Genomic DNA, 20,405 nt, shown 5'->3' on the forward strand with positions numbered 1-20,405 from the left:
AGCTGTCGGCGCACGCGAAAGCGCTTGCGCCGCGCGGCGGAGCCCGCAGGAAGGAGCCAGGCAACGCCGGCAAGGAGATGGAGGCAAAGTTGAATAGCGTCCGGAACCGCCGAAACGCCGGGCGGGTCTCGGATCCTGACCCTAGCTGCCCTGGAGCCCGAGTTCGCTGCGAAGGGCGCGGGTCAGTTTCGCCGCGACGATCCGGTGTGCCTCGGCGATATGGGCGCGCAGGTCCTCGTCATCGAGCGGCGCGCCGCCGCGCACCTGCACCCAGGAGGCGCGGGCGAGATAGGGCGCCGGCACGACATTTTCGAGCTCTGTCAGGATCTTGTAGCTGAGCTCGGAACACTTGAAGGCGATCGCCTCGCTGGCGCCCTCGCCCCAGTTCGAGCAAACGGCGAAGATCTTGCCGCCGACCTTCCAGACCGAGGCATTGCCCCATTGGACGACATGGGTCGTTGCCGTCAATGTCGCGCAATAGGCGTCGAAATCCGCACGCGTCATCCTGTCTGCCTCGTTCCCGATGGTGTGAAAGCGATATTTGCGCAGAGCCGGCCGGGACATCGGACGCGCGCCGGAACGAGGTGACAGGGGGGAATCATGTCGCCATGGCTCTGGCGTTTGTCGAGCTTGCGCATATATGGCGGGTAACGCAACCAGCACCGGACGCCATCCGGTCTGACCTTGAGAGGCTTCATGCAAGACGTCCGCATTCTCGTCCTGTCCGGCTCTGTCCGTTCAGGTTCCTACAACACGCAGCTCGCGGGTCTTGTGGCGAAATATGCCGCCCTTGCCGATGCGCAGGTGACGCAGATCTCGCTCGCCGACTATCCGATGCCGATCTACGACGGTGATACCGAGAAGGAAAAAGGGGCGCCGGAGACGGCGCGCAAGCTCAAGGCGGTGTTCCAGAGGCACAACGGCGTCTTCATCGCCTCGCCGGAATACAACACCGCCATCACGCCGCTTTTGAAGAACACGCTCGACTGGGTGTCGCGCCTGTCGGACGAGGGCGAGCCGCCGGCTGCTGCCTTCAGGAACCGGGTCTTCGCACTGGGGGCGGCATCGCCGGGCGGGCTTGGCGGCATTCGCGGCCTGATCGGCCTGCGCACGATCCTTGAAGTCGGCCTCGGCGCGCTGGTGATCCCGGACATGGGCATGGTGCCGAACGCGGCCTCGGCCTTCGACGAGCATGGCGAGCCCGTCAACGAGCGCACGGCAAAACTGCTGCAGGCGATGGTCGACCGCCTGATCAGGGAAGTGAAGCTGCACGGCTGAACGCCGGGTGGCGGCCAACAGGTCGTCGGCCAGAGAGGTTGCAGCCAGAGAGGTCCTCGGCCAGAGAGGTTGCAGCAGACGGGGAAGGGAGCCGGGTTGGCAGCGCGGCACGGTTCGTCGCGCAAGCCCGGGCCGTTGCGTTGGTCTCAGACGACGGTGCGCCGGTAGACCCACACGCGCGCCGGCGGCAGGTTCTTCAGGATCCAGCCGCTGCGCTGCACCGTGAAATTCTCGGGCTCCGGCTCCACCGGCGGCACCAGCGCATAGGAAAACTGGATGAACGGCGCGCCCGGCTGCAGCAGCTCGAACGCTTCCATGAGCAGGGCGCGGCGCTCCGCCTTGGGACGCGAGAACAGCGGCAGGGACGAGACGATGCCGGCGAGCGAACCGGAGGGAATGTCCGAAAGGGTCTTGCGCAGCTGATAGGCGTCGCCCTCGACGACGGCCATGTCGGGATAGCGGCGGCGCAGGAGCCGGCAGAAGTCTTCGTTATACTCCAGCGCGATCACCCGGTCGGTCGCGATGCCGCGTTCCAGGATCGCGTGGGTCACGACACCGGTGCCCGGTCCCAGTTCCAGAACGGCGCCTGGCCTGTCTCGCTCGATGAAGCTTGCCATCCGCCGCGTCAGGTCCGGCCCGGATGGGCTCACGGCGCCGGTGGTCAGCGGGTTTTCCGCCCAGTTGCGGATGAAGCGGATCTCGTCGGCAAGCTTCGCCGAGAAGCCCTTGACCTTGCGCGCGGAAACATCGAGCATTTTGAAATCCACCCTGAAAACGTCAAAACAACATGCCGTCCGGGGCCTGTGGCCGCTCAGGTTGGCACAGCAAGGTGGTCGCGCCTCATGGCGAATTCATGGCGCGGCCACGACCCGGGAGCGTATCTCCCGGCAATACGACACTTTTCGGTTTTACGCGGCGCTCCGCGAAGCGGACCGCCTCAATTGCCGAGATTGTCGAGGAAGTCCTTCACCCGGGCGAAGAAGCCGTGCGATTCCGGATGCGTGTCGCCGGAGGATTCCTGCTCGAACTCCGCCAGCAGCTCGCGCTGCCGTTTGGTCAGGTTGGCCGGCGTCTCGACGGTCACCTGGATATAGGCATCGCCGAACTGCTGCGAGCGCATCACCGGCATGCCCTTGCCGCGCAGGCGGAACTGCTTGCCCGTCTGGGTGCCCTCGGGGACCTTGACCCGCGTGGTCTCGCCGCTCAGCGTCGGCACTTCGAACTGGCCGCCAAGGGCCGCCGTCGTCATCGAGATCGGCACCCGGCAATAGAGATCCGCGCCGTCGCGCTGGAAGAAGGCATGCGGGCGGATCGACAGGAAGATGTAGAGGTCGCCGGAGGGGCCGCCCCGCAGGCCCGCCTCGCCCTCGCCGCCAAGGCGGATGCGCGTGCCGTCCTCGATGCCGGCGGGAATGTTGACCGACAGCATCCGGTTGACGATCTTGCGCCCGGCGCCCGAGCACTCGGTGCAGGGATCGGCGATCACCTGGCCACGTCCCTGGCAGGCCGCGCAGGTGCGCTCCAGGGTGAAGAAGCCCTGCGAGGCCCTGACCCGTCCCGAGCCGCCGCAGGTGCGGCAGATGGTGGGTGCGCTGCCGGGCTTTGCGCCGGATCCGGAACAGGCCTCGCAGGAGATCGAGGTCGGCACCTCGATCTCGACCGCCTTGCCGGCAAAGGCCTCTTCCAGGGAGATGTCGAGATTGTAGCGCAGGTCCGCGCCCCGGTCGCGGCCACCGCCCCGCCGACCGCCGCCCATGCCGAAGAACTCGTCGAAAATGTCGGACATGGCCGAGGCGAAATCGCCGGGATGGCCGCCGCCGCCACGCGCGCCGAAGCCGCCGTTTTCGAAGGCCGCATGGCCGAACCGGTCATAGGCCGCGCGCTTTTGCGCGTCCTTGAGCGTGTCATAGGCTTCGCTGACTTCCTTGAAGCGGTTTTCCGCCTCCGCATCGCCCGGGTTGCGGTCCGGGTGGAACTGCATCGCGAGCTTGCGATAGGCGCTCTTCAGCGCCTTCTCGTCGGCATCGCGGGCAACACCCAGCACCTCGTAATAGTCGCGCTTGTCCATCAGGCTGTTCCATCCCTGCGCCCGGCCGTGTCGGCATCCTGCGGCTCGACGCGCCGAAGCAGCGCGTTGAGGCGGGTGCGGCGGGCGAGTTCGTATCCATTGTCGAGGCAGATGCGGACGACGCCCGGCAACGCCTTCTCCTTGCCGGCCTCGACCACGATGAAGCCCGGGCGCAGGTCCGCCGGCCCGTTGGCGAACAGGCCGCGCAGCGCCGCCTCGTCATGGCCTTCGAGATCGACCTTCATCGCGTCGATGCGGGCGATTCCGCGCCGCGCGCAGATCTCGTGGATCGGCAGCACCTCGAAACTCCCGGCGTCTTCCTTGCCGGCGGAGCGCACCCTGTGCTCGCCGCGATTGCCCTCGTGGGCGAGGATCGCGCCGCGGCCGGCATGTTCGCCCACGGCGCAGTCGGCAACCATCACGCAGTCGGTGCCGGAGGCGGCAAGATTGGCCTCCAGCCGCGCCCGCGTGCCTGCGTCCGGCTCGACGGCGAGCACCACCACCTCGCGCGACAGCGCGCGCGCGGTGCTGACCATCCACAGGCTGTAGAGGCCGACATTGGCGCCAAGGTCGAGAAACACGAACGGGGAGGAGGGCGAGGCGGCGAAGACGTCGCGCAGGGCCGCCCGCTCGGCCCTGTCGAACAGCTGGGCACCGGCGACGGCGCGCTTCTCGCAGCGATTGGAGGTCGGGTAGAGCCGGGCGCGGATCGAGGGAAACACCTCGACGTCGAAGGGGCCGGGCGCGCCGCCGGTCGCAAGCTTGCGGATCAGCGAGACGCCGATCCGGCCCAGCCGGTTCTCCGGCATCGCGCCGGCAAGCCGGCGCAGCGCCTCGCGCGGGGCGGACAGGGCATGGGCGCCGAATGGCGGATCGAGCGAACGCAGCCTCATGCCCGGGTATCACACTCCAGCGTCAATGATCGGTTTCGAGGAACGGCGTGTGCGGGGAACGGAAACATCCCTCCGCCGCACGGCCGGACGTGATCGCGAAACGGCAACAGGGCACGGCGCCGGCTGGCGGCTCCGTGCCCCTTGCGTTCAGCAATCAGGCGGACTTCTTGTCGTCCTCGTCGCGGACTTCCTCGAAATCCGCATCGACGACATCGTCATCGGCCTTGGGCGCCTCGCCGGTCTCGCCGGCCTCCGCGCCGTCTTCCTCGGCCTGGGCGGCCTTGTACATGGCCTCGCCAAGCTTCATCGAGACTTCGGCCAGCGCCTGGGTCTTGGCCTGGATCTGCTCCAGGTCCTCGCCCTCGAGCGCGGTCTTCAGTTCGGCGAGAGCCGCCTCGATGGCGCCCTTGTCCTCGGCCGAGACCTTGTCGCCATAGTCCTTCACCGACTTCTCGGTCGAGTGGACCAGCGCCTCGCCCTGGTTGCGGGCCTCGACAAGCGACTTGCGCTTCTTGTCGTCGTCCGCATGGGCTTCCGCGTCCTTGACCATCTGCTCGATGTCCGCGTCCGAAAGACCGCCGGACGCCTGGATTCGGATCTGCTGTTCCTTGCCGGTGCCCTTGTCCTTGGCCGAGACGTTGACGATGCCGTTGGCGTCGATGTCGAAGGTGACCTCGACCTGCGGCACGCCGCGCGGCGCCGGGGGAATGCCGACCAGGTCGAACTGGCCCAGCATCTTGTTGTCCGCCGCCATCTCGCGCTCGCCCTGGAACACCCGGATGGTCACGGCCGTCTGGTTGTCTTCCGCGGTCGAGAAGGTCTGGCCCTTCTTCGTCGGGATCGTCGTGTTGCGGTCGATCAGGCGGGTGAACACCCCGCCCAGCGTCTCGATGCCGAGCGACAGCGGCGTCACGTCGAGCAGCAGCACGTCCTTGACGTCGCCCTGCAGCACGCCGGCCTGGATCGCCGCGCCCATGGCAACGACCTCGTCCGGGTTGACGCCCTTGTGCGGCTCCTTGCCGAAGAAGGTGGAGACCACCTCCTGGATCTTCGGCATGCGCGTCATGCCGCCGACGAGAACCACCTCGTCGATCTGGCCGGCGGCGATGCCGGCATCCTTGAGCGCCGCCTTGCAGGGCTCGATCGTGCGCTGCACGAGATCATCGACGAGGCTTTCGAACTTCGCCCGCGTCAGCTTCATCGTCAGGTGCTTGGGACCGGACGCGTCGGCGGTGATGAACGGCAGGTTGATCTCGGTCTGCGACGAGGACGAGAGCTCGATCTTGGCCTTCTCGGCCGCCTCCTTGAGGCGCTGCAGCGCGAGCTTGTCGTTCTTCAGGTCGATGCCCTGGTCCTTCTTGAACTCCGAGGCGAAATAGTCGACCAGGCGCATGTCGAAATCCTCGCCGCCGAGGAACGTGTCGCCATTGGTGGACTTCACCTCGAACACGCCGTCGCCGATCTCCAGGATCGAGACGTCGAACGTGCCGCCGCCAAGGTCATAGACCGCGATGGTCTTGCCGTCGTTCTTGTCGAGACCGTAGGCGAGCGCCGCCGCCGTCGGCTCGTTGATGATGCGCAGCACCTCGAGACCGGCGATCCTGCCGGCATCCTTGGTCGCCTGGCGCTGGGCGTCGTTGAAATAGGCGGGAACCGTGATGACGGCCTGCGTCACCTGCTCGCCGAGATAGCTCTCGGCGGTTTCCTTCATCTTCTGCAGGATGAAGGCGGAGGCCTGCGAGGGAGAATATTTCTCGCCGCTCACCTCGACCCACGCGTCGCCATTGTCGGCCTTGACGATCGAGTAGGGGACAAGCTTCTTGTCCTTCTCGACCGTCGGGTCCTCGTAGCGCCGCCCGATCAGGCGCTTCACGGCGAACACCGTGCCGGTCGGGTTCGTCACCGCCTGGCGCTTGGCCGGCTGGCCGACGAGCCGCTCGCCGTCGTCGTTGAAGGCGACCATGGACGGAGTGGTCCGCGCGCCTTCGGAATTCTCGATCACCTTGGGAGCCTTGCCGTCCATGACGGCGATGCACGAGTTGGTCGTGCCGAGGTCGATACCGATGACCTTTGCCATATTGCCCTTCCTTTCCAGCAGACCGGTCGGACCCGTTACGGCATCGGACCGGTCCCTCTTCTCGTACGTCTTGTCGTTACGCGTCTTGTGTCGATACGTCGTGAATTGCTCCCCGCATGACGTGAACCCAGGGTCGCGCGGCATGGGAGCGGAACGTGACCGCTATATATGTTGAGCGGTGGCGCACCGCAAGGCTGGCGGCGCGCAAGGCTTCCCCGGTCCCCGCTCCGCCGCCGCGGCGGGCCGCCCGTGTTGCGTCGCAGCGGGAACCGGCCTAGAAGCGGCGTGAACCTGATCCGCCGGAGCGCGGCCGCATCCTGTGCGCCTTCCCGCGTGGCGACGGATGCCGCTCGTTTCTCCACGACACGCACCGACCCGCGACGCGCCGCGCGGCACCAGACCGGATGGCCTGATGTTCTCATTGTCCCACTATGCGCAGGACTGGACCGGCAATGTCCGCAAGGACGTGATTGCCGGCCTCGTCGTCGCGCTTGCCCTCATTCCCGAGGCGATCGCCTTTTCCATCATCGCCGGCGTCGATCCCAAGGTCGGCCTCTATGCCTCCTTCTCCATCGCCGTGATCACCGCGATCGTCGGCGGCCGCCCCGGCATGATCTCGGCCGCCACCGCCGCCACCGCCGTGCTGATGGTGACGCTGGTCAGGGAGCACGGGCTGCAATACCTGCTCGCCGCCACGGTGCTTGCCGGCCTGCTGCAGATCGTCGCGGGCCTGCTCAGGCTCGGTTCGGTGATGCGCTTCGTCTCGCGCTCGGTGATGACCGGCTTCGTCAACGCGCTCGCCATCCTGATCTTCATGGCGCAGCTGCCCGAACTGATCGGCGTCACCTGGCTGACCTACGCGATGGTCGCCGCCGGCCTCGCGATCATCTATCTCTTTCCGCGCCTGACGACGGCCGTTCCCTCGCCGCTGGTCTGCATCCTGGTGCTGACCGCCGCGGCCATCGCCTTCGGCTTCGACGTGCGCACCGTCGGCGACATGGGCGAACTGCCCGACACCCTGCCGGTGTTCCTCATTCCCGACATCCCGCTGACGCTGGAAACGCTGCTGATCATCCTGCCCTATTCGGCCGCCGTCGCCGCCGTCGGCCTGCTGGAATCGCTGATGACGGCCACCATCGTCGACGACCTGACGGACACGCCGAGCGACAAGAACCAGGAATGCATCGGCCAGGGCATCGCCAATTCGGCCACCGCCTTCATCGGCGGCATGGCCGGCTGCGCCATGATCGGCCAGTCGATGATCAACGTGAAGTCGGGCGGCCGCGGCCGCCTGTCGACCTTCTCCGCCGGCATCATCCTTCTGTTCCTCATCGTCGCGCTGGGCGAGTGGGTGGCCAAGATCCCGATGCCGGCGCTTGTCGCGATCATGATCATGGTCTCCATCGGCACGTTCAGCTGGTCGTCGATCGTCAATCTCAAGGACCATCCGCGTTCGTCCTCGGTGGTCATGCTGGCGACCGTCGCCGGTGTGGTGCTCACCCACAATCTCGCCATCGGGGTGCTGATCGGCGTGCTCCTGTCGGGCATCTTCTTTGCCTGGAAGATCGCCCAGATCTTCCGCGTCACCTCAAGCCTGTCGGCGGACGGGCGTTCGCGCACCTATGTGGTCGAGGGGCAGGTCTTCTTCGCCTCGGCGGAGGCCTTTACAGCCGCCTTCGACTTCAGGGAAGTTCTGGAGAAGGTGACCATTGATGTCAGCCGCGCCCATATCTGGGACATCTCGGCGGTCGCCTCGCTCGACATGATCGTGCTGAAATTCCGCCGCGAGGGCGCGGAGGTCGAGATCGTCGGCATCAACGAGGCGAGCGAGACGATCGTCGACAAGCTCGCCATTCACGACAAGCCCGGCGCGCTCGAACGCCTGATGGGCCACTGACAAGGCCGGAGGACATCCCATGACAAAGCTGATCGCGCTGGTCGACGGTTCCGTCTATTCGCGAAGCGTCTGCGAGAATGCCGCCTGGATCGCGGCGCGCGCCGGCGATGCCGCCCCCCACCAGGCGAGGGTCGAGCTGCTGCATGTGCTCGGCCGCCGCCAGGCGGAGGGAGGCGCGGCGAATCTTTCCGGCAACATCGCGCTCGGGGCCCGCACCACGCTGCTCAACGAACTGGCCGAGCTCGATGCCCGCACGGCGAAGCTCGCCCAGGCGCGCGGCCGGGCGATCCTCGACGATGCCGCCAGGGTGCTGGACGAGGCCGGCATTGCCGATGTCGGCACCCGTCTGCGCGCCGGCGATCTGGTCGAGACGCTGGCCGAAATGGAAGCCGACGCCGATCTCATCGTCATCGGCAAGCGCGGCGAGGCGGCGGATTTCGCTCGGCTGCATCTTGGCTCCAACCTGGAGCGGATCGCCCGCGTGGCGAAGAAGCCCGTCTTCGTCGCCGCCCGCGCCTTCCGCCCGATCGAGCGGATGCTGATCGCCTTCGACGGCGGCACCAGCGCTCTCAAGGCGGTCGACCACATCGCCCGCAGCCGCATTCTTGCCGGCCTCGACTGCCGCCTCCTGATGGTCGGCCAGGACACGCCGGACGCGCGCCGCTCCCTCGACGGCGCCGCCGCGATCCTCAAGGGCGGCGGCTATGCGGTCACGGCCGAGATCCGTTCCGGCCAGCCCGACACGGTGATTTCCAAGGCGGTGGAAGACGACGGCATCGACCTTCTGATCATGGGCGCCTACGGGCATTCGCGCATTCGCTCGCTGATCATCGGATCGACCACGAGCGAGATGATCCGCTCCTGCAAGATCCCGGTCATGCTGTTCCGCTGAGATGCAGCCCTGCTGGCAAAGCCGCCGGGCTGCGATATAAACCGGGATTGAGAGATCTTGCGCGGCCCAGCCGCCAGCCAGCCACGGGACAATGTCTGCCATGAGCGCCGAGACCGATAGCCCTTCCCGCGACGAACTGGAGGCGCGTGTCGCCGCGGGCGACCCCTTCGCGATCTTCGCCGAATGGCTGGCGCTCGCGGAAAAGAGCGAGCCGAACGACCCCAACGCGATGTCGCTGGCGACCTGCGGCGCAAACGGCCTGCCGGACGTGCGCATGGTGCTTCTGAAGGAGTTCGACGAGGCGGGCTTCGTCTTCTACACCAACACCCAGTCGCAAAAGGGCGACGAGCTGGCTGAGAACATGCAGGCCGCCGGCGTGCTGCACTGGAAGTCGCTGCGTCGCCAGGTGCGCTTTCGCGGGCCGGTCGAACTGGTCAGCGAGGCGGAAGCCGACGCCTATTTCTCCTCGCGTCCGCGCGACAGCCGCATCGGCGCCTGGGCCAGCCAGCAGTCGCGGCCGCTGGAAAGCCGCTTCGCGCTGGAAAAGGCCGTCGCCAGGAACGCCGCCCGCTTCGCCATTGGCGAGGTGCCCCGTCCCGACCACTGGACCGGCTACCGCATTCGCCCGGTCTATATCGAGTTCTGGATGGACAAGCCCTTCCGTCTGCACGACCGGCACGTCTTCCGCCGTCCCGCGCCCGAAGGCGGCTGGACGACGGAACGTCTCTATCCGTAAGCCGCAAGGGCGGCCTGCAATGCCTTGTCAGGCGGCGCGCACCGTCGACAGGAAGCGGGAGAACGCGCCGTCGGTCTTTCTGGGGCGGCATTGGAACCTTTTTCTCCCCTCACCCGTTGAAGGAGCAGCAACCAACAGCGGGCCCCCCTCCCGGGGCCGCCCGCAGCCATTGGAGGATTGCATGCTTCGAACCATCGGCCTTGCCGGAACCGCCTTTCTCGCCCTTGCCGCCGCGCCGTCCCTGGCGGGCGCGCAAGAGGCAAAGCCCGGCGTCGAGATCGGCAAGCTGACATGCGACGTGACGGGTGAAAGCAACTTCATCGTCGGCGGGACCAATTCGCTTTCCTGCAGCTACCGGCCCGTTGACGGCGGCCCTGCCACCTTCTACCGGGGTGAGAGCCGCGAGTTCGGCCTCGATATCGGCACGCAGGACAATGCCACGCTTGTCTGGGGCGTCTTCGCCCCGGCCGCCGATACCGATCCGGGCGCGCTTGCCGGCAGCTATGGCGGGGTCACCGCCGGTGCGAGCCTCGGCGTCGGGCTGACGGCCAACGCGCTTCTCGGCGGCCTCGACAAGTCGATCGCGCTCAACCCGATCAGCGTGGAATCGCAGACCGGCACCAACCTGACCGTCGGCGTCAAGACGCTGGTGCTCGAGCCCGCCGGCTGACCCGTCCCGCCGAAAGAACGCCACGATAACTTTCGAAGGGCGGCGAACCCACCGGTTCGCCGCCCTTCGCGTGTCGGCGGAACGCCGCCTTCTGACCACGCGCATCGCCCGGATTCCCACCGCCGGCCAAACCGTCTACGTTCCGCATATGAAAGTCGGAAACAAGACAACCGGGATACGCCTGCGCCTCGTGTTCGAGCCGGACGTGGCCTTTGGTCCGGGCAAGGCGGACCTTCTGGAAAACATCGCCGAGACCGGCTCCATCGCCGCTGCCGGGCGGCGCATGGGCATGAGCTACAAGCGCGCCTGGATGCTGGCCGAAAGCCTCAATGCGACGTTTCATGCCCCGCTGGTCGAAAGCAGCAGGGGAGGGACGCAGGGAGGCGGCGCGCGCCTGACCGAGGCGGGCAGGAAAGTGCTCGCCCTCTACCGGAAACTGGAGGAGAAGGCCGCCGCCGCCGGCCTTGAGGAGATCGACGGCCTGCGCGCCTTGCTGCTCGCGGAGCGCGGGACCGGGGAGCGCGGGAGCGGGGAGCGCGGGACCGGGGAGCGCGGCGGCATCGATATGTCCGGTGGGAAATAACGGTTGCCAGACGTCCGGGGATCTTCGATATGTCGGGGTGAACATATCGATTGCGGGGTCCCCCCGCGCCTGTCCCTTCGTGTGAGGAGCTTGCCATGACCGCGCGCCGTTCCGGAATGTGTGTCCCGTCATCCACCGGCCGGTTTCCGGTTATCCGCAGCCTGTGCGTCGCGGCGGCCCTGCTGCTCACCCTCGCCGGAACGGGCCCCGGCGCCGCCTTTGCCCAAACCGGGACCCAAACCGGGGCTCAGTCGTCCGAGCGCGGCAGTGTCACGGTCTTCGCCGCTGCCAGCCTGAAGAACGCCATGGACGGGATCGCGGCCGCATGGCGGGCGCGGACCGGGCATGACGTCGTCGTCTCGCTCGCCGGCAGTTCGGCGCTCGCCCGCCAGATCCAGGCAGGCGCCCCGGCGGACGTCTTCATCTCGGCCAATGCGGACTGGATGGACAGGCTGGAGAAGGACGGGTTGCTGGTCGAGGGCAGCCGCCGCGACCTGCTTGCCAATTCCATCGTCCTGATCGCCCATGGCGGCAATGTCGCTCCCCTGGAGATTTCGCCCGCCCTCGACCTGTCCGGCCTCCTTGGCGAGGAGAGGCTGGCCATGGCCCTGGTCGAGGCGGTTCCCGCCGGCATCTACGGCAAGGCCGCGCTGACGCGCCTCGGCCTTTGGGACGCTGTCGAGCCGAAGGTCGCGCAGGCCGACAATGTGCGTGCCGCCCTTGCCCTTGTCGCCACCGGCGAGGCCCCCTTCGGCATCGTCTATGCGACCGATGCGGCGGCCGAGGCGAGGGTCGGCGTGGTCGGCACATTTCCCGCCGACACGCATCCCCCGATCGTCTATCCTGCGGCAGTGCTGGACGGGCGCGACAACCCCCTGGCGGGCGATTTCCTGGCTTTCCTCGGCGGTGCCGAGGCGGCCGCGATCTTCGCTGAACAGGGCTTCGTGGTCCTCGACTGACGGCAGGCGGAACGAACGCGCATGGATTTCCTGAGCCCGGAAGAATGGAGCGCGGTCGGCCTGTCGCTGCGGGTCTCCTTCTGGGCGACGCTTGTCAGCCTGCCGCCGGGCATCGCCGTTGCCATGCTGCTTGCCCGGGGGCGGTTCCCCGGCAAGCAGCTTCTCAACGGCATCGTGCACCTGCCCCTGATCCTGCCGCCCGTCGTCACCGGCTACCTGCTGCTTCTGACTTTCGGCCGGCGCGCGCCGGTCGGCAGTTTCCTGCATGACGCCTTCGGCCTTGTCTTCGCCTTCCGCTGGACGGGCGCGGCCCTTGCCGCCGGCATCATGGCCTTCCCGCTGATGGTCAGGGCCATCCGCCTTGCCATCGAGGCGGTCGACCCGAAGCTGGAACAGGCCGCCGGCACGCTCGGCGCCTCGCGCGTCATGGTCTTCGCCACCGTCACCCTGCCCCTGATCCTGCCCGGCGTCATTGCCGGGGCGATCCTTGCCTTCGCCAAGGCGATGGGCGAGTTCGGGGCGACCATCACCTTCGTCTCCAACATTCCCGGCGAGACCCAGACGCTGCCCTCGGCGATCTATGCCTTCCTCCAGGTGCCGGGCGGCGAGACCTCCGCCTTCCGCCTGGTGCTGGTGTCGATCGTCGTGGCGATGACGGCCCTGCTTGCCTCCGAATGGGTGGGCCGCGCCGTCGCCAGGCGGATTTCCGGCGCATGAGCCTCGACGTCTCCCTTCGCCATGCCTTCCCCGGTTTCACCCTCGATGCCCGCTTCGAGGCGCCGCCCGGTGTCACCGCCCTGTTCGGCCGCTCCGGTTCGGGCAAGACCACCATCGTCAACGCCTTGGCCGGGCTGCTTGCCGTCGATCAGGGCCATGCGCGCATCAACGGCACCGTCCTCTTCGACACCGAAACCGGCATCCGGATCCCGCCGCATCGCCGCCGCATCGGCTACGTCTTCCAGGAGGGGCGCCTGTTCCCGCACCTGACGGTCAGCCAGAACCTCAATTACGGCCGCTGGTTCTCCGGCAGGAAGGGAAGGGCCGCGGACGGCGAGGCGTTCGCGCGTCTTGTCGCGCTGCTCGGCATCGAGGCACTGCTGGACCGGCGGCCGGGCACCCTTTCGGGCGGCGAGAAGCAGCGCGTCGCCATCGGCCGCGCCCTGCTCAGCCACCCCCGGCTGCTGCTGATGGACGAACCGCTCGCCGCGCTCGACGAGGCGCGCAAGGCGGAGATCCTGCCCTTTCTCGAACGCCTCGCCCACGAGACCGAGGTGCCGATCCTCTATGTCAGCCACTCGGTCGCCGAGGTGGCGCGCCTCGCCACCACGGTCGTTGCGCTCGACAACGGCCAGGTGGTGCGCACCGGCACGCCGGCCGAGGTGCTGAGCGACCCGCGCGCGGTGCCGACGCTGGGCATTCGCGATGCCGGCGCCGTCATTCGGGCAAGGGTTCTGCACCACCATGCCGATGGGCTGAGCGAGTTGGAAACTGCCGCCGGGCCGCTGTTCCTGCCGCAGGTCGCGGCGACCGTCGGCACCTGGGTGCGCGTGCGCATCCACGCGCAGGACGTGATCCTGTCGCGCCAGGCACCGGTCGGCCTCTCGGCGCTCAACATCCTGTCCGTGGAGGTCGCCGCGCTGCGCATGGGCGAGGGGCCGGGCGTCGTCGTCCAGCTGCGCGCCGGCGAGGAGCGGCTGCTTGCCCGCATCACCCGCCGCTCGGCCGAGGCGCTGGGCCTTGCCCCCGGCCTTGCCTGCCACGCCATCCTCAAGTCGGTGGCGGTGGCGCAGGGCGATGTCTGGATCGAGGACCGGGACGACTGACGGGCCCGGCGGCGTGCCTCAGCCGGCGACCGCCGCGTGGGCGTGCCGCAGGCCCTCGTCGAGGGTCGCCGCATAGGTGACCAGCGGCGCCTCCAGCCCCTGCGCGACAAGCTGGCGCCGGATTTCGGGCGCGGTTCCGCTCAGCACCACCGCGACGCCGCGCCGCGAGGCCTTGGCCGCCAGGCTCTCGATGCTGTGCGCGGCGGTCGAATCGAGGAACGGCACGGCGGCGAAGTCGATCACCAGCGCCCTGTGGCTGTCGGCGATCCGCTCGAGCACCGCCGCGATCGAGGCGGCCGCGCCAAAGAAGAAGGCGCCCGAGATGCGGTAGACGACCACCTGCGGGTCGACGGCGCTTGCCTCGTCATAGGGCCGGCGCCCGCCATCGGGCGTGTCGGCCTGGTCCTCGGCAACGAAGGGCAGGTGCGTCTCGACCGCCGTGACCTGCGACATGCGGTGGATGAACAGCACCGAGCCGAGCGCGAAGCCGACGATGATCGCCTCGCTCACGTCCCGGAACACGGTCAGGCCAAAGGTCGCGAGCAGCACCAGCGCATCGCCGCGCGAGGCGCGCAGAAGCGTCGCGAACGCGTGCCGCTCGATCATGTTCCAGGCGACGACGGCGAGCAGGCCGGCAAGGCTCGCCAGCGGGATATAGGCGGCCAGCGGTGCCGCGACCAGCATGAAGGCGAGCAGGAACAGCGCGTGCAGCATGCCGGCCACCGGTCCGTGCGCGCCCGAGCGCACATTGGTGGCGGTGCGGGCGATGGTGCCGGTGACGCAGAACCCGCCGAACAGCGCCGAGCCGGCATTGGCGATGCCCTGGCCGACCAGCTCGCAATTGGAGCGGTGCCGCCGTCCGCTCATGCCGTCGGCGACGACGGCCGAGAGCAGGGATTCGATGGAGCCGAGCAGCGTGAAGGCGAGGGCGCTCGGCAGCACGGCAAGGATCCGCTCCGGGCTGAAATCGGGCAGTGCCGGCATCGGCAGGGCGGAGGGGATGCCGCCGAAGCGCGAGCCGATCGTCTCCACCGGCAGTCCGGCCAGCGCCGTCACCGTGCCGGCCAGCGCGATGGCGACGAGCAGGCCCGGCCAGGACGGACGCCAGCGCTTGAGCAGCACGATCACGGCAATCGTCGCGCCGGCGAGCACCGCGCTCGCCGGGGAGATGCTCGGCAGCGCGGCCCAAAGCACGGGCAGCTTTTCCGCAAGCGGCCCGGGTTCAGGACCCGACAGATGCAGGCCGAGGAGATCCTTCACCTGGCTGGCGAAGATGATGACGGCGATGCCGGCGGTGAAACCGACCGTCACCGGATAGGGCACGAATTTCACATAGGTGCCGAACCGCATCAGGCCGGCGGCGATCAGCATCAGGCCCGACAGGAAGGTGGCGAGCACCAGTCCCTCGATCCCGTGCGTTGCAACCGTCGTCGCCACCAGCACGATGAAGGCGCCCGCCGGCCCGCCGATCTGGAAGCGGCTGCCGCCGAGCGCGGAGACGAGGAACCCGCCGACGATCGCTGTCGTCAGCCCTTGCGCGGGCGACACGCCCGAGGCGATGGCGATCGCCATGGACAGCGGCAGCGCGACGATGGCCACCGTCAGTCCGGCAATCGCGTCGGCTTTCAGATGCGCGCCGGTATAGCCCTCGCGCAGCACGGTGACGAGTTTCGGCAGGAACAGTTCGGCAAAGCCCGGTGCGCGATCTCCGGCCGCGCGACCGCTCGTGGGGGAGGGGGCCGGTGCCGTCATGGTCTCGGCCCCGTGGGTCCGGCGGGCGGCGAGACCTCCATGAGCCGCACCCCGCGCCCCGAGCCGGCGGAGGGCGCGCCTTCGCCGATCAGCTCGATGCCGGAGCGCGACAGTGCCTCCACCACCTTGGTCAGGCTGTCGACGACGCCGCGCACATTGCCGGAACTGGCTTCCATGCGCTGGATCGTCGGCACGGAGACGCCGGCGCGTTCGGCAAGCGTCTTCTGGTCGATGCCGAGCAGCGCCCGCGCGGCGCGCATCTGGGCGGCGGTGATCATGTCGGGATACGGCCTCAAAGCGGATTATCGATATCCCAGTCTCTCAAATAGATATCTCAGATATCAATACGGGAAAACACGAAGCCTCGCGGAGGCGGCAACAGGATACGCCGAACTCGTTGCCGGACCCGTTGCCGGACCTGCTGCCGGGCCCGGCGCTGTGCGCCCGGCAAGGCGCGTGGACCGGCGGTCCTTTTCAGATGATCGCGTGACGGACCTTGGCCGACACCCATTCGCTGAACACGACCGTCGCCAGGATGACGAGCAGGATCATCGTCACCTGCGGCCAGGCCAGCACGTTGAGCGAGGCCTGCAATTGCAGGCCGAGGCCGCCGGCGCCGACAAGGCCGAGCACCGCGCTCTCGCGGATGTTGATGTCCCAGCGGAACACGGAAATGCCCCAGAAGGCCGGCGCGATCTGCGGCCAGTAGCCGTAGATCAACACCTGGCCGCCACTGGCGCCGGTCGCCTCGATCGCCTCCGTCTGGCTCGCATCCGTCTCCTCGATCGCCTCGTAGAGCAGCTTGCCGACGAAGCCGATGGACCGCAGGGCGATGGCGATGATGCCGGCGAGCAGGCCGGGCCCCAGGATCGAGACCAGCAGCAGCGCCCAGATCAGCGAGTTGATCGAGCGCGAGGCGACGATGATGAACAGCGCCACCGGCCGGGCGATCAGCAGGCTCGGCGTTGTGTTGCGCGCCGCCAGGAAGGCGACGGGCATTGCGATGACGACGCCCAGCATGGTGCCGAGCGTCGCGATGTTGAGCGTGTCCCACAAGGGCCAGAGCAGCTTCTCGATATAGGAAAGCCGCGGCGGGAACATGCGCGAGCCGATATCGGCCGCCTGCTGCGGCGCATCCATGACGAAAAGCCAGATCGTGTCCTTCGTCATGATCTGCCAGCACCAGACGGTCAGCGCGACGAGCGCGAACCAGCCGCACCAGAGGGCAAGCCGCGCGCGCGGTGTGCGCAGGCTCCAGACCGGGCCGTTTTCGGTTTGCGTCACCGGCATGTCATTGCACCCGTTTGCGGATAAAGCTGGAGGAATATTCGGCGAACATCACCACGGCGATGATGATCAAGAGGATCGCTCCGGCGCTGTCATATTCGTAGCGGTCGATGGCGGTGTTCAGCGTCGCGCCAATGCCGCCCGCCCCGACGATGCCGATGACGGCGCTCTCGCGGAAATTGATGTCGAAGCGGTAGAGCGTCAGTCCGATCAGGCGCGGCATCACCTGCGGCTGCACCGCGTAGTTGACGAGTTGCCACCAGGAGGCGCCGGTGGCACGGATGGCCTCGGCCTGGGTCTCGTCGATGTCCTCGATGTCCTCCGCCAGGAGTTTCGCCAGGAAGCCGATCGTGGCGAAGGTAAGGGTCAGGAAACCCGCGAAGGGACCGAAACCGAACATCGCGACCAGCAGGATGGCGATGATGATCTCCTGCAGCGAGCGGCTCAGCGCGATCAGTCCCCGGCAGGCGTAGTAGACGGCAGGCGGTGCGATGTTGCGCGCCGCCCCGATGCCGATCGGCACGGAGATCAGCACGCCGGCGACGGTTGCCGTCACCGTCATCGTCAGGCTTTCCACCATGCCGTTGCTGATATCCTTCCAGCGGCTGGTGAAGTCGGGCTTGAGGAAGCCCATGACAAAGCGGCCGCCCCGGTCGAGCCCGTCCCACACGCGGGCCCAGTTGACGTCGACCGAGCCGATGGCGAGCACCAGGTAGATCAGGATGGCGGCATAGATGCCGTAGCGCCAGCGCGGATCGGGGATCATCGTCGCCGGCCGGCGCCAGCGGCGGGGATAGGTCGTGGCGGTTGCGCTCATGGCTCAGATCATCCCGGCCATGCGCTCGGCCGCGTCGCGCTCCGCATGGTCGTCCTCTTCCGCCGCGCGGCGCATGGCGGTCCAGTCCTCCTCGCCGTAGATGCGGGTGAGCACGTTTTCGTCGAGGAGGTCCGGAGCGCCGTCGAAGACGACCTCGCCGGCCCTGAGGCCGATGATCCGCTGGGTGAACTGCTGCGCCAGCACGACGTCATGGATGTTGATGATCGCCGGCAGTTCGCGCTCCTGGCAGATCTCGACAATGAGGCGCATGATCTGTCGCGAGGTCTTCGGGTCGAGCGAGGCGGTCGGCTCGTCGACCAGCAGCAGTTCCGGGTCCTGGGCAAGCGCGCGGGCAATGCCGACACGCTGGCGCTGGCCGCCCGAGAGCGCATCGGCGCGCTTGTCGGCGTGGTCGATCAGCCCGACCCGGTCGAGCAGGCGGAAGGCGTTCTCCACGTCGTTGCCGGGATAGCGGCGCAGGAACGAGCGCCAGAAACCGACATAGCCGAGCCGGCCCGACAGCACGTTCTCCATCACCGTCAGCCGTTCCACCAGGGCGTATTCCTGGAAGATCATGCCGATCCGGCGCCGGGCGCGGCGCAACTCGCCTGCAGGCAGTCCGGTGATGTTCAGGTCATTGAGCAGCACCCGGCCTTCGCTCGGTTCGACAAGGCGGTTGATGCAGCGGATCAGCGACGACTTGCCGGCGCCCGACGGACCGATCAGGCCGACCACCTGTCCCTTGGGCACGGTGAAGCTGACCGACTTCAGCGCCTTGTCGCCGGTCTTGTAGGTCTTGGTGAGCGCATCGACTGTCAGCATGCGATGTCCTGCAATGTGGCAATGGCACGGAGGAAGAGGGGGCAAGAAAAGCGCGACAACGACGGGAATGCGCGGGCGGAAGGCCGCCCGCGCACCCGTTCAGTTGCAGCGCTGCCCTTACTGGCAGTTGTAGGAGACGTCGTTGGCCGCGTCGATCTGGCGGATCACCGACCAGTTGTCCTTGAAGGTGATCGGGATGAACTGCGCCTCGCCCGACTTGGAGAATTCCTTCTCCAGCGACGAGCCTTCCCACTTGAAGGTGGCGAAGCCTTCCTTGATCTTTTCCTGCAGCTCCGGCTTCAGGTTGTGGGCGACGCCGTAGCCGGTGGTCGGGAAGGTCTGCGACTTGTAGATCGAGACGATCTGTTCCGCCTTGACCACTTCGCGGTCGATCATCCGGTGCATCACCGAGTTGGCGATGGCTGCCGCCGGATAGTCCTTGTTGGCGACGCCGAGGACCGAGTTGTCGTGCTTGCCGGAAAAAGCCGGCTCATAGTCGGTTCCCGCGACGAGGCCATACTCGGCCTTGAGCAGCGCGGAGGGAGCCTTGTAGCCGGAATTCGAGGTCTCGGCGGTGAAGGCAAGCGTCTTGCCCTTGATGTCCTCGGGCTTCTCGATGCCGGAGCCGGGATAGGAGATGATTTCCATCTCGTAGCCGAAGCTGCCGTCGGCCTTGGCCATCATGGTGAAGGGGCGGAACCCGGCGCAGGCGACGGCAAGCGGGTTGGAGCCCGTGTTGAAGCCGGCGACGTGCAGGCGGCCGGCGCGCATCGCCTCGATCTGGGCGGCGTTCGACTGGACGGGGAAGAACTGCACCTTCTTGCCAGTGACGCTTTCCATATGCGTCAGGAAATCGGCCCAGGCTTCCGCATAGACCGCAGGGTCCTCGACCGGCGTATAGGCGAAGATCAGGGTCGAGGGATCGACCTGCTGGGCGGGATCGGACGGGATGTCGGCGATCAGGTCGCCATCGGCATCGCTGTAGCGGCTGTCGAGCTTGAACTCGGCCTGCGCCGCGCCGGCCATGAGCGCGGTGAGAAGTGCGGCAACGCCGGCCGCACCGGCGACTTTCGTCAGGTGCATGGTCATGTCAGTTCCTCCACTGGGGTGCGATGCGCATCCGTTGTCGTCCGGATGTCTGCTGAGCAGCCTGGTAGAAGGCTGGAGGACAAACTTAGCCGCGTCAAGACCTTGGCTTGCACCTGCCGGAGCGGGATGCGGGCCGTTTCACCCCGGCAGCGCCTGGGCATGCTTGACCGTGCCGAAGGCGAAGCTCGATTCCAGCGAGGCGATGCAAGGGATCTTGTGGATGCGCCGCCGCATGAAGCCCTCGTAGTCGGCGAGCGAGGCAACCACGACCTTCAGCAGATAGTCGCGATCCCCGGCCAGAAGATAGCAATCCATGATCTCCTCGATCCCGGCGACCGCCTGTTCGAACGTGGCGACGGTCTCCTGGGTATGCGGAGTGAGTTTCACCTGCAGGAACACCGTCACCGGCAGCCCGTAGGCCTCAGGGTCGACAATGGCCGCATAGCCGGAAATGACGCCGGACTTCTCCAGGTTCCGCACCCGGCGCAGGCAGGGGGAGGGCGACAGGCCCACCCGTTCGGAGAGCTCCTGGTTGGTCAGGCGTCCGTCTTTCTGCAATTCGCGCAGGATCCGGCGATCGATTTCGTCCATGTTTCGACCTCTTGCTGGCAGGAACTGCCAATCTGAAGGAGCATGAAGGCAAAATACGCCAGAAATCGCCCTTCGCGAAACCCTAGACTGCCATCAGCAGTTCGGCAGGGAGACAAGGGGGCGGAGCCGTCCCGCGCGCTCGCCGCCCGCCATCCGGTAAAGGAGCCTTCG

21 protein-coding genes are annotated in these 20,405 nt (G+C 67.4%); 9 read left to right on the forward strand and 12 right to left on the reverse strand.

The window, feature by feature from the left end; all coding sequences use genetic code 11:
* Positions 1 to 141: 141 nt before the first annotated feature.
* Entirely contained in the window at positions 142 to 504 is a 363-nt protein-coding gene (locus tag ACQY46_RS04835; RefSeq protein WP_428699162.1) for an MmcQ/YjbR family DNA-binding protein, read from the reverse strand.
* A gap of 192 nt (positions 505 to 696) precedes the next feature.
* On the opposite strand from ACQY46_RS04835, the gene ACQY46_RS04840 reads away from it, so the two are divergent.
* On the forward strand, positions 697 to 1,278 hold the full coding sequence (locus ACQY46_RS04840) for an NADPH-dependent FMN reductase (protein WP_428699163.1): 582 nt from the start codon (positions 697 to 699) through the stop codon (positions 1,276 to 1,278).
* A gap of 146 nt (positions 1,279 to 1,424) precedes the next feature.
* Here ACQY46_RS04840 and ACQY46_RS04845 read toward each other — a convergent pair whose 3' ends face one another.
* From ACQY46_RS04845 to dnaK, 4 genes are all read right to left on the reverse strand, one after another.
* Positions 1,425 to 2,033, reverse strand: coding sequence for a class I SAM-dependent methyltransferase (locus ACQY46_RS04845; protein ID WP_428699164.1), 609 nt, complete (start codon positions 2,031 to 2,033; stop codon positions 1,425 to 1,427).
* A gap of 182 nt (positions 2,034 to 2,215) precedes the next feature.
* Positions 2,216 to 3,346: a molecular chaperone DnaJ gene (dnaJ, locus tag ACQY46_RS04850; RefSeq protein ID WP_428699165.1), complete on the reverse strand. Its 1,131-nt coding sequence runs from the start codon at positions 3,344 to 3,346 to the stop codon at positions 2,216 to 2,218.
* On the reverse strand, positions 3,346 to 4,239 hold the full coding sequence (locus ACQY46_RS04855; protein WP_428699166.1) for an FkbM family methyltransferase: 894 nt from the start codon (positions 4,237 to 4,239) through the stop codon (positions 3,346 to 3,348). Before ACQY46_RS04855 ends, dnaJ begins: the two co-directional genes overlap by 1 nt.
* 154 nt (positions 4,240 to 4,393) lie before the next feature.
* Positions 4,394 to 6,316, reverse strand: a complete 1,923-nt coding sequence (gene dnaK, locus ACQY46_RS04860) for a molecular chaperone DnaK (RefSeq protein ID WP_428699167.1) — start codon at positions 6,314 to 6,316, stop codon at positions 4,394 to 4,396.
* A 412-nt stretch (positions 6,317 to 6,728) separates the two neighbouring features.
* Between dnaK and ACQY46_RS04865 the strand changes: the two genes are divergently transcribed.
* The 8 genes from ACQY46_RS04865 to modC all read left to right on the forward strand — a co-directional run bounded on the left by ACQY46_RS04865 (position 6,729) and on the right by modC (position 13,876).
* Positions 6,729 to 8,213: a SulP family inorganic anion transporter gene (locus tag ACQY46_RS04865; RefSeq protein ID WP_428699168.1), complete on the forward strand. Its 1,485-nt coding sequence runs from the start codon at positions 6,729 to 6,731 to the stop codon at positions 8,211 to 8,213.
* A 19-nt stretch (positions 8,214 to 8,232) separates the two neighbouring features.
* The gene (locus tag ACQY46_RS04870) at positions 8,233 to 9,105 is read left to right on the forward strand and encodes a universal stress protein (RefSeq protein WP_428699169.1); all 873 of its coding nucleotides are present in this window, start codon (positions 8,233 to 8,235) and stop codon (positions 9,103 to 9,105) included.
* Positions 9,106 to 9,205: 100 nt separating this feature from the next.
* The gene (pdxH, locus tag ACQY46_RS04875) at positions 9,206 to 9,841 is read left to right on the forward strand and encodes a pyridoxamine 5'-phosphate oxidase (protein ID WP_428699170.1); all 636 of its coding nucleotides are present in this window, start codon (positions 9,206 to 9,208) and stop codon (positions 9,839 to 9,841) included.
* A gap of 181 nt (positions 9,842 to 10,022) precedes the next feature.
* Positions 10,023 to 10,511 carry a DUF992 domain-containing protein gene (locus ACQY46_RS04880; RefSeq protein WP_428699171.1) on the forward strand — a complete coding sequence of 163 codons (489 nt, stop codon included), beginning with the start codon at positions 10,023 to 10,025 and terminating at the stop codon, positions 10,509 to 10,511.
* A gap of 148 nt (positions 10,512 to 10,659) precedes the next feature.
* Positions 10,660 to 11,094 (forward strand): winged helix-turn-helix domain-containing protein, encoded by a 435-nt coding sequence (locus ACQY46_RS04885; RefSeq protein ID WP_428699172.1) that lies wholly within the window; start codon positions 10,660 to 10,662, stop codon positions 11,092 to 11,094.
* 116 nt (positions 11,095 to 11,210) lie between these two features.
* Positions 11,211 to 12,053 carry a molybdate ABC transporter substrate-binding protein gene (modA, locus tag ACQY46_RS04890; protein WP_428700412.1) on the forward strand — a complete coding sequence of 281 codons (843 nt, stop codon included), beginning with the start codon at positions 11,211 to 11,213 and terminating at the stop codon, positions 12,051 to 12,053.
* 21 nt (positions 12,054 to 12,074) lie between these two features.
* The gene (gene modB, locus ACQY46_RS04895; RefSeq protein WP_428699173.1) at positions 12,075 to 12,770 is read left to right on the forward strand and encodes a molybdate ABC transporter permease subunit; all 696 of its coding nucleotides are present in this window, start codon (positions 12,075 to 12,077) and stop codon (positions 12,768 to 12,770) included.
* Complete coding sequence (gene modC, locus ACQY46_RS04900) at positions 12,767 to 13,876, forward strand: molybdenum ABC transporter ATP-binding protein (protein ID WP_428699174.1); 1,110 nt, start codon at positions 12,767 to 12,769, stop codon at positions 13,874 to 13,876. Before modB ends, modC begins: the two co-directional genes overlap by 4 nt.
* An 18-nt stretch (positions 13,877 to 13,894) precedes the next feature.
* On the opposite strand, the gene ACQY46_RS04905 is transcribed toward modC, so the two are convergent.
* From ACQY46_RS04905 to ACQY46_RS04935, 7 genes are all read right to left on the reverse strand, one after another.
* On the reverse strand, positions 13,895 to 15,628 hold the full coding sequence (locus ACQY46_RS04905; RefSeq protein WP_428699175.1) for a SulP family inorganic anion transporter: 1,734 nt from the start codon (positions 15,626 to 15,628) through the stop codon (positions 13,895 to 13,897).
* Positions 15,625 to 15,906 (reverse strand): helix-turn-helix domain-containing protein, encoded by a 282-nt coding sequence (locus tag ACQY46_RS04910; protein ID WP_428699176.1) that lies wholly within the window; start codon positions 15,904 to 15,906, stop codon positions 15,625 to 15,627. The genes ACQY46_RS04905 and ACQY46_RS04910 overlap by 4 nt, the downstream gene beginning before the upstream one ends.
* Before the next feature lie 196 nt (positions 15,907 to 16,102).
* On the reverse strand, positions 16,103 to 16,918 hold the full coding sequence (gene phnE / locus ACQY46_RS04915) for a phosphonate ABC transporter, permease protein PhnE (RefSeq protein WP_428699177.1): 816 nt from the start codon (positions 16,916 to 16,918) through the stop codon (positions 16,103 to 16,105).
* Between the two features lies 1 nt (position 16,919).
* Positions 16,920 to 17,732, reverse strand: coding sequence for a phosphonate ABC transporter, permease protein PhnE (gene phnE / locus ACQY46_RS04920; RefSeq protein ID WP_428699178.1), 813 nt, complete (start codon positions 17,730 to 17,732; stop codon positions 16,920 to 16,922).
* A gap of 3 nt (positions 17,733 to 17,735) precedes the next feature.
* Positions 17,736 to 18,554, reverse strand: coding sequence for a phosphonate ABC transporter ATP-binding protein (phnC, locus tag ACQY46_RS04925; RefSeq protein WP_428699179.1), 819 nt, complete (start codon positions 18,552 to 18,554; stop codon positions 17,736 to 17,738).
* Positions 18,555 to 18,671: 117 nt separating this feature from the next.
* Positions 18,672 to 19,580, reverse strand: a complete 909-nt coding sequence (gene phnD / locus ACQY46_RS04930; RefSeq protein WP_428700413.1) for a phosphate/phosphite/phosphonate ABC transporter substrate-binding protein — start codon at positions 19,578 to 19,580, stop codon at positions 18,672 to 18,674.
* A 201-nt stretch (positions 19,581 to 19,781) separates the two neighbouring features.
* Positions 19,782 to 20,234 (reverse strand): Lrp/AsnC family transcriptional regulator, encoded by a 453-nt coding sequence (locus ACQY46_RS04935; protein ID WP_428699180.1) that lies wholly within the window; start codon positions 20,232 to 20,234, stop codon positions 19,782 to 19,784.
* Between the last annotated feature and the right edge of the window lie 171 nt (positions 20,235 to 20,405).

The sequence above is a fragment of the Stappia sp. genome, assembly GCF_965276915.1.
Lineage (GTDB): Bacteria > Pseudomonadota > Alphaproteobacteria > Rhizobiales > Stappiaceae > Stappia.

Excerpts from the sequence above, each read along its gene's own strand:
- ACQY46_RS04835 (WP_428699162.1), bottom strand. The coding sequence starts at position 504 with ATGACGCGTGCGGATTTCGACGCCTATTGCGCGACATTGACGGCAACG.
- ACQY46_RS04840 (WP_428699163.1), top strand. The coding sequence starts at position 697 with ATGCAAGACGTCCGCATTCTCGTCCTGTCCGGCTCTGTCCGTTCAGGT.
- ACQY46_RS04845 (WP_428699164.1), bottom strand. The coding sequence starts at position 2,033 with ATGCTCGATGTTTCCGCGCGCAAGGTCAAGGGCTTCTCGGCGAAGCTT.
- dnaJ (WP_428699165.1), bottom strand. The coding sequence starts at position 3,346 with ATGGACAAGCGCGACTATTACGAGGTGCTGGGTGTTGCCCGCGATGCC.
- ACQY46_RS04855 (WP_428699166.1), bottom strand. The coding sequence starts at position 4,239 with ATGAGGCTGCGTTCGCTCGATCCGCCATTCGGCGCCCATGCCCTGTCC.
- dnaK (WP_428699167.1), bottom strand. The coding sequence starts at position 6,316 with ATGGCAAAGGTCATCGGTATCGACCTCGGCACGACCAACTCGTGCATC.
- ACQY46_RS04865 (WP_428699168.1), top strand. The coding sequence starts at position 6,729 with ATGTTCTCATTGTCCCACTATGCGCAGGACTGGACCGGCAATGTCCGC.
- ACQY46_RS04870 (WP_428699169.1), top strand. The coding sequence starts at position 8,233 with ATGACAAAGCTGATCGCGCTGGTCGACGGTTCCGTCTATTCGCGAAGC.
- pdxH (WP_428699170.1), top strand. The coding sequence starts at position 9,206 with ATGAGCGCCGAGACCGATAGCCCTTCCCGCGACGAACTGGAGGCGCGT.
- ACQY46_RS04880 (WP_428699171.1), top strand. The coding sequence starts at position 10,023 with ATGCTTCGAACCATCGGCCTTGCCGGAACCGCCTTTCTCGCCCTTGCC.
- ACQY46_RS04885 (WP_428699172.1), top strand. The coding sequence starts at position 10,660 with ATGAAAGTCGGAAACAAGACAACCGGGATACGCCTGCGCCTCGTGTTC.
- modA (WP_428700412.1), top strand. The coding sequence starts at position 11,211 with ATGTGTGTCCCGTCATCCACCGGCCGGTTTCCGGTTATCCGCAGCCTG.
- modB (WP_428699173.1), top strand. The coding sequence starts at position 12,075 with ATGGATTTCCTGAGCCCGGAAGAATGGAGCGCGGTCGGCCTGTCGCTG.
- modC (WP_428699174.1), top strand. The coding sequence starts at position 12,767 with ATGAGCCTCGACGTCTCCCTTCGCCATGCCTTCCCCGGTTTCACCCTC.
- ACQY46_RS04905 (WP_428699175.1), bottom strand. The coding sequence starts at position 15,628 with ATGACGGCACCGGCCCCCTCCCCCACGAGCGGTCGCGCGGCCGGAGAT.
- ACQY46_RS04910 (WP_428699176.1), bottom strand. The coding sequence starts at position 15,906 with ATGATCACCGCCGCCCAGATGCGCGCCGCGCGGGCGCTGCTCGGCATC.
- phnE (WP_428699177.1), bottom strand. The coding sequence starts at position 16,918 with ATGCCGGTGACGCAAACCGAAAACGGCCCGGTCTGGAGCCTGCGCACA.
- phnE (WP_428699178.1), bottom strand. The coding sequence starts at position 17,732 with ATGAGCGCAACCGCCACGACCTATCCCCGCCGCTGGCGCCGGCCGGCG.
- phnC (WP_428699179.1), bottom strand. The coding sequence starts at position 18,554 with ATGCTGACAGTCGATGCGCTCACCAAGACCTACAAGACCGGCGACAAG.
- phnD (WP_428700413.1), bottom strand. The coding sequence starts at position 19,580 with ATGGCCGGCGCGGCGCAGGCCGAGTTCAAGCTCGACAGCCGCTACAGC.
- ACQY46_RS04935 (WP_428699180.1), bottom strand. The coding sequence starts at position 20,234 with ATGGACGAAATCGATCGCCGGATCCTGCGCGAATTGCAGAAAGACGGA.